The sequence below is a fragment of the Pseudomonas sp. HP_08 genome (assembly GCF_055284095.1).
This window is the reverse complement of sequence record NZ_JBTOQC010000015.1, coordinates 112,586-119,198: the sequence shown is the minus strand read 5'-3', so window position 1 is coordinate 119,198 and position 6,613 is coordinate 112,586. Positions and strand designations below refer to the sequence as shown.

At 60.8% G+C, this 6,613-nt stretch carries 7 protein-coding genes; 4 read left to right on the top strand and 3 right to left on the bottom strand.

Annotation, left to right across the window (positions count from 1 at the left end):
- Nucleotides 1-294: 294 nt before the first annotated feature.
- From ACYAS9_RS15895 to ACYAS9_RS15885, 3 genes are all read left to right on the top strand, one after another.
- Nucleotides 295-957: a TetR/AcrR family transcriptional regulator gene (locus ACYAS9_RS15895; RefSeq protein ID WP_463569229.1), complete on the top strand. Its 663-nt coding sequence runs from the start codon at nt 295-297 to the stop codon at nt 955-957.
- Nucleotides 958-990: 33 nt separating this feature from the next.
- Entirely contained in the window at nt 991-1,584 is a 594-nt protein-coding gene (locus ACYAS9_RS15890; protein WP_463569228.1) for an IMPACT family protein, read from the top strand.
- A 235-nt stretch (nt 1,585-1,819) separates the two neighbouring features.
- Nucleotides 1,820-2,506 carry an SDR family oxidoreductase gene (locus ACYAS9_RS15885; RefSeq protein ID WP_463569227.1) on the top strand — a complete coding sequence of 229 codons (687 nt, stop codon included), beginning with the start codon at nt 1,820-1,822 and terminating at the stop codon, nt 2,504-2,506.
- 9 nt (nt 2,507-2,515) lie between these two features.
- Here ACYAS9_RS15885 and ACYAS9_RS15880 read toward each other — a convergent pair whose 3' ends face one another.
- Nucleotides 2,516-3,607 carry a calcium:cation antiporter gene (locus ACYAS9_RS15880; RefSeq protein ID WP_463569226.1) on the bottom strand — a complete coding sequence of 364 codons (1,092 nt, stop codon included), beginning with the start codon at nt 3,605-3,607 and terminating at the stop codon, nt 2,516-2,518.
- 170 nt (nt 3,608-3,777) lie between these two features.
- Between ACYAS9_RS15880 and ACYAS9_RS15875 the strand changes: the two genes are divergently transcribed.
- Nucleotides 3,778-4,731, top strand: coding sequence for an adenosine deaminase (locus tag ACYAS9_RS15875; RefSeq protein WP_463569225.1), 954 nt, complete (start codon nt 3,778-3,780; stop codon nt 4,729-4,731).
- Nucleotides 4,732-4,733: 2 nt separating this feature from the next.
- Here ACYAS9_RS15875 and ACYAS9_RS15870 read toward each other — a convergent pair whose 3' ends face one another.
- Together ACYAS9_RS15870 and ACYAS9_RS15865 are read right to left on the bottom strand one after the other, a co-directional pair.
- Nucleotides 4,734-5,426 (bottom strand): ArsR/SmtB family transcription factor, encoded by a 693-nt coding sequence (locus ACYAS9_RS15870; RefSeq protein ID WP_463569224.1) that lies wholly within the window; start codon nt 5,424-5,426, stop codon nt 4,734-4,736.
- A gap of 201 nt (nt 5,427-5,627) precedes the next feature.
- Nucleotides 5,628-6,563: a LysR family transcriptional regulator gene (locus ACYAS9_RS15865; protein ID WP_463569223.1), complete on the bottom strand. Its 936-nt coding sequence runs from the start codon at nt 6,561-6,563 to the stop codon at nt 5,628-5,630.
- Between the last annotated feature and the right edge of the window lie 50 nt (nt 6,564-6,613).

Here is a 6,613-nt window from a genome sequence, read left to right as displayed (position 1 = left end):
TCGCCGTTTTCACATCTAACTCGTTGATCTTCAAGGAGTTTTCAGTTTCTTCCGCGGCGGGAATGGTGCGCATTATAGAGCGCTGAGACGGGGCGTCAACACTTAATTTCACTATTGTGAAATTAACGCCCTAACCCTCCGCAAACAGCACTTCTTCTATATAGAGAGAGGGAGTGTAGACCACGATGCAAATATTGTCGGACAAAATTACCAATAGCACTTGTAGGATTCACACGGGTGCGTTATCTGTCAGCCCATAGCCACCCTCGTACCCCTGATCTGCGGAAGTGCCCCATGCCCCTCGAAATCCCCGCGCACAGCACGCCCATAGGCAAGCCGGCCAGCCGCATTCGCCAGAAGAATCAGCAACTCATTCTCAAGGCCGCCGAGGACGAGTTTGCCCGGCACGGGTTCAAGGGCACCAGCATGAATGCCATCGCCCTGAAAGCCGGTCTGCCCAAAGCCAACCTGCATTACTACTTCACCAACAAGCAGGGGCTGTATATCGCCTTGCTCAGCGACATCATCGAGCAATGGGACAACACCTTTAACAATCTGGCGGTGGATGACGACCCGGCCATCGCCCTGGCGGCCTATATCCGCGCCAAGATGGAGTTCTCGCGACGCCACCCGCAGGCCTCGCGAATCTTTGCCATGGAAATCATCAGCGGTGGCGAATGCATCACTCAGCATTTCAACCAGGACTACCGTCAGTGGTTCCGCGAACGTGCTGGCGTGTTTCAGGCCTGGATCGATGCCGGCAAGATGGACCCGATCGATCCAGTCAATCTGATTTTCCTGCTGTGGGGCAGTACTCAGCACTACGCCGACTTCGCCCATCAGATCTGCCGCATCACCGGCCGCAGCCGCCTGACCCGCCAGGACATGGACCAGGCCGCCGATAACCTGATCCGCATCATCCTCAAGGGTTGCGGGTTGACGCCGCCCGCCTTGTAATATGCGTACCCCGTAACCGGTCGGACACAGCGCATGCCCTCTACCCTCGCCGGCTTTTGTGAATTTCGCGAAGACATCCGCAAAAGCCGCTTCATCACCTTCGCCGGCCCCATCGGCAGCCCCGCCGAAGCACAAGCCTTTATAGACCAGCACAGCGATCTGGACGCCACTCACAACTGCTGGGCCTGGAAACTCGGCGGCCAATACCGCAGCAATGACGACGGCGAACCCGGCGGTACCGCTGGCCGGCCGATCCTGGCCGCCATCGAAGCGCAAGACTTCGATCAGGTGGTGGTGCTGGTGATCCGCTGGTACGGCGGCATTCAACTGGGGACCGGCGGCCTGGCCCGCGCTTATGGCGGAGGCGCGAACAAATGCCTGCAACAGGCCGAACGAGTAGCGCTGATCAATCGCCAACCGTTCAACCTCGCGTGCAGCTTCAGCGAACTGACCCTGGTCAAACTGCGGCTGGCCGAACTCAACGGCCTTATAGAAGAAGAAACCTTCACCGCCAATGGCGTGCAGCTGTTGATTGCCGTAGGCCCGGAACATGTCGACACCCTGCGCAGGCAACTGGCCGACCTGAGCCGTGGCCGGATCATGCTGCACACACCTGAACAGCCATGATCGATCAATTGCCCACATCTACTGTGCACCCGGCTGTGGATAAGCTGAGCACACTGCGCTGCAAGCCTTACAAACCGGGCCTTACAGGATGTTGATCGTTATTTGCACAATTAGCTGAGACATTGAGCGCAGCACGCTTTCAAACACTGTATCCACAGGCTCAAGCCTGAAGTAGGCTGCAAGCCGCACTGTCGACACCTGACGCGACAACCATTCACAGAAAAAGGAGTTTTCCATGTCTGCCGAAAAAACTGCGCTGATCATCGGCGCCTCTCGCGGCCTGGGCCTGGGGCTGGTCCAGCGCTTGACCGAACAGAACTGGAAAGTCATCGCCACCGTACGAGACCCACAAAAGGCCGATGCCTTGAAGGCCATTGGCGGCGTGCACATCGAAACCCTCGACATCGACGACAATGCCTCGGTGCAGGTCCTGATCCAGAAACTCAAGGGTGAAGCATTCGATGTGTTGTTCATCAACGCAGGCGTACTGGGCGCTCAACATCAAAGCGCAGCGCAGTCGACCGCTGCCGAGCTGGGCCAATTGTTCCTGACCAATGCTGTAGCCCCCATCCGCTTGGCCGAGTATCTGGTCGGTCAGGTCCGTGCGAACACCGGCATCGTGGCCTTCATGAGTTCGGTGCTGGGCAGCGTCGCGTGTCCGGAAGGCGACACCATGGGCCTGTACAAAGCCAGCAAGGCCGCCCTCAACTCGATGACCAACACCTTCGTCACTCGCCTGCCCGAGCCACGGCCGACCGTGTTGTCACTGCACCCGGGCTGGGTCAAAACCGACATGGGCGGCGAGAACGCCGAGATCGATGTGCTGACCAGCACCACCGGCCTGGTACAACAACTCAATGCCTACGCCGGCAAAGGCGGTCACCACTTCATCAATTACAAAGGCGAAAGCATCGTCTGGTAAGACGGCCCGTTACAGCCCCAGACACGAGAGCATGATAAAGGTCGCAAACAACACGAAATGCGTCATGCCCTCAATGGCATTGGTCTGCCCGTCATTGAGATTGATCGCGCAGACCAGCAGCGTGATGAACACCATCACCGTCTGCACCGGCGTCATGGCCATCTGGAACGGCTGATCGCTGTACAGCGCCATGGCTTCCATCACCGGCACGGTGAGGATCACGGTGGACAACGACGCGCCCAGGGCGATATTGACCACCGACTGCATGCGATTGGCCAGTGCCGCTCGCAAGGCCGTAAGAATCTCCGGCGCCGCCGAGATCGCCGCCACCAGCACGGCGGTCATCACCGGCGGTGCGCCGCTGCCCTCCAGCCCAAGGTCCAGGGTCTTGGCCATCACTTCGGCCAGCGCACCGATAACCACCACACCGGCCACCAGCGTCGCGATCGAACGGGTCAGGTTGCCTGCCGCGCCGTGATCCTGATCGGCACCGTGACGCTGTTTCTTTTCCGGGTAGTTGTAACTGAAGAAGTAACTGTGCGGCCCGACCTGCATGCGCAGAAACAACGCATACAACACCACCATGGCGCCAATGGTAAAGGCCGAATACAGCTTCCAGTCGCCTTCGGGAATGAATTCGGGCACCACCATCGACACGCCCATCGCCGTGAGGATCATCACGCTGTAGGTGCGCGCCGAGCTGTCGTTATACGACTGCTCGCCATGCTTGAGCCCACCCATCAGCGCGGCCAGGCCCAGAATGCCGTTGATATCGAGCATCACGGCGGCATAAATAGTGTCGCGCACCAGCGTGGGTGATGGTTCGTTGCTCATCATGATGGCCAGAATCACCACCTCCACCAGCACCGCCGACAGGGTCAGAATCATCGTGCCGTAAGGGTCGCCGACCTTTTCGGCCAGCACTTCGGCGTGATGCGCCACGCGCATCGAGGCGCAGACGATAAAGCCCACCAGCGCCAGTCCTGCGATCAACGCCACGGTGCGGCCATTGCCGAGCAACGAGTGCTCCAGCGCATAGGCGGCCACCGCCGCGATGATCGCCAGAAGAAGGAGTTTTTCTTGCCTGAGTATCGAGCCCATGTGCTTGTCCGCTTGAGTGACGCAACCTTGCGTGCAGTCTCAGAGCCGCCAATGTGTCAAAAGGTTTCAGCCGCCCAACGGATGCGCATCAACCGTTTGGTCAGCTTTCATCCCCCAAGCCCTTTGCCATCTGTAAAATAGCCAGGCTACGCACCTGATGAGAAGAATCCATGTACGACTGGTTGAACGCCCTGCCCAAGGCAGAACTGCACCTGCACCTCGAAGGCTCGCTGGAGCCCGAACTGCTATTCGCCCTGGCCGAGCGCAACAAGATTGCCCTGCCGTGGAACAGCGTAGACGCTCTGCGCCAGGCCTATGCCTTCAACAACCTGCAGGAATTTCTCGATCTGTATTACCAGGGCGCCGATGTACTGCGCACCGAGCAGGACTTCTACGACCTGACCTGGGCCTATCTGCTGCGCTGCAAGGCGCAGAACGTGATTCACACCGAACCGTTCTTCGACCCGCAGACCCACACCGATCGCGGCATCCCCTTTGAAGTGGTGCTGGCCGGTATCACCCAGGCCCTGAAAGACGGCAAGACCCAACTGGGCATCGGCAGCGGCCTGATCCTCAGCTTTCTGCGCCACCTCAGTGAAGAACAGGCCGAGCAGACCCTCGATCAAGCCCTGCCGTTTCGCGATGCGTTCGTGGCCGTCGGCCTCGACAGCTCGGAGATGGGTCATCCGCCGAGCAAGTTCCAGCGCGTGTTCGACCGTGCCCGTGGCGAGGGCTTCCTGACCGTGGCCCACGCCGGCGAAGAAGGCCCGCCCGAGTACATCTGGCAAGCGCTGGACCTGCTCAAGATCGAGCGTATCGACCACGGCGTACGCGCCATCGAAGACGAGCGCCTGATGCAGCGCATCATCGATGAGCAGATCCCGCTGACCGTCTGCCCGCTGTCCAACACCAAACTGTGCGTGTTCGACCACATGAGCCAGCACAACATCCTCGACATGCTCGAGCGCGGCGTGAAGGTCACGGTCAACTCCGACGACCCGGCGTATTTCGGCGGCTATGTGACGGAAAACTTCCATGCCCTGCACACCCATCTGGGCATGACCGAAGACCAGGCCAGACGCCTGGCGCAAAACAGCCTGGATGCCCGCCTGGTCAAGCCCTGAGCTTAAGCGGCTGACGCGATCTTGCTGATTTCGCGTTGGCCGTTGGATGAGATCTGCAGCGTGTTGGACTCCTCGGTGGTGCGCAGCCAGCCCATCTGAATGAACAACTGCAGCAATCCTGCCCCCAGCGCGCCGCCCAGATGCGGGCTGCGTTCATTACACGCGGGGCAGGCGCAGACCGTTTCGCGCTCGCGCTGGGCCAGGGCCGGCACATAGATGCCGCGCTCGGCAAACTTGGCCATGCCCTTGCTAGTGACCTCGATACGCTGCTCCTGCTGCGAAATCCAGCCATCGCCCAGCAGCCGCTGGTACAGCTCGGCAGCCAGTTCGCCGCCCAGATGATCGCAACACACCCGTGCGCGGCGCACCGGCAACGGCGGCAAGGGCTGCGCCACGAGGCGGCTGATCTGCTCGGCGCTGACTTGCGAGGCGCTGGCCAGGGCTTGCACGGCCACACCGATTTCCGGCGCGGCCAGCCGGAAAAACCGCTTTCGCCCCCGGGTTTCCTGCTTGAGCAGGCCGCCGGCGGCCAGACGCGCCAGATGCGCACCCGCCGAAGCGGTCGACAATCCGGCCTGCAAGGCCAGCTCATCGGCAGGACGTGCAGCGCCATCCATCAAGACCCAGAGCATCGCACTGCGCTTGGGATCAGCCAGCAATGCCGCTATCTGGCTGATGCTAGGTGCGTAATCCATTTGTTCACTCCCTGTCGAAACATTCATCCATCGCCTGCCGTCCACGGACTACAGCACGATCCCTCCCAGGTCCGGGATTATAGGCCCGGCTGTCGAGCCCAGGCACCGGGATAACGGCCATCATCGACGTGGTGCCTGCCAGCACCGCAGGCCATTATGTTCATGTTGACACTTCGCAGCGAAAAGCAGTCTTTACCCCTGCTATTTTCCGAAAGTGCTGTAGGGCATTTCCCCAGACTGAGCGCCCCATTCGGCGCAGCGCTGCCTGAGCATCGCCAACAGCAGGGTGACCGGCCGGCTCAACTGCGCGCGGTGCGTACACAGCAGATTCAAGGGCGCCCGTTCACCCAACAGCTCGGGCATCAATACCTTGAGCCGCCCGGCACGCACATCGGCCGCCACATCCAGCCACGACTTGTAGGCCACTCCCGCACCGGCCACCGCCCAGCGGCGGACCACATCGGCATCGTCACTGAAGCGGTCGCCGCGCACCGTCAGGCTGATTTCGCGCTTGCCGTCGACAAAGTGCCAGTGGTCATGGGCGCGTTCGGCCAGCCTGTACAGCAGGCAATTATGCTGCGCCAGTTGTTCGACCTGCTGCGGCTCGCCATGCCGCGCCAAGTACGCCGGCGCGGCGCACAGCACCCGGCGGTTGTCCGCCGCCACCGACAAAGCCACCAGGCTGGAGTCCTCGGGCTCGCCATAGCGCAGCGCGACATCCACTGGCTGGCGGAACAGGTCAGTAATGCCATCGCCCAACAGCAAACGCACACTCAATAAAGGATGCTGTTGCTGAAACTCGTCCAGCCACGGCAACAGCACATTGCGCCCGAAATCCGAAGGTGCCGACAGCATCAGCACACCGCTGCACTGGTCCTGGCTTCCGGCAAGCAAGCGCTGCCCTTCTTCCAGGCTGCTGAGCGCGGCGCGGGCATATTGCAGAAAACCCTCACCCTCGGCCGTCAGCCGCAAGCTGCGGGTCGAGCGCGCCAGCAAACGCGCGCCCAATTGCTGCTCGATGCGCTTGAGCGCGGCACTGGCGACGGCCGCCGACACGTCCATGGCCCGCGCGGCCGCCGAAAGACTGCCCAGGTCGGCGGCCCTGACAAACAACTGCAAATCGTCGAAACGCAGCATCCAGGCCTCGATTATCAAAATAATATTGAAAGAGCCTGCTGTTTTAGCCG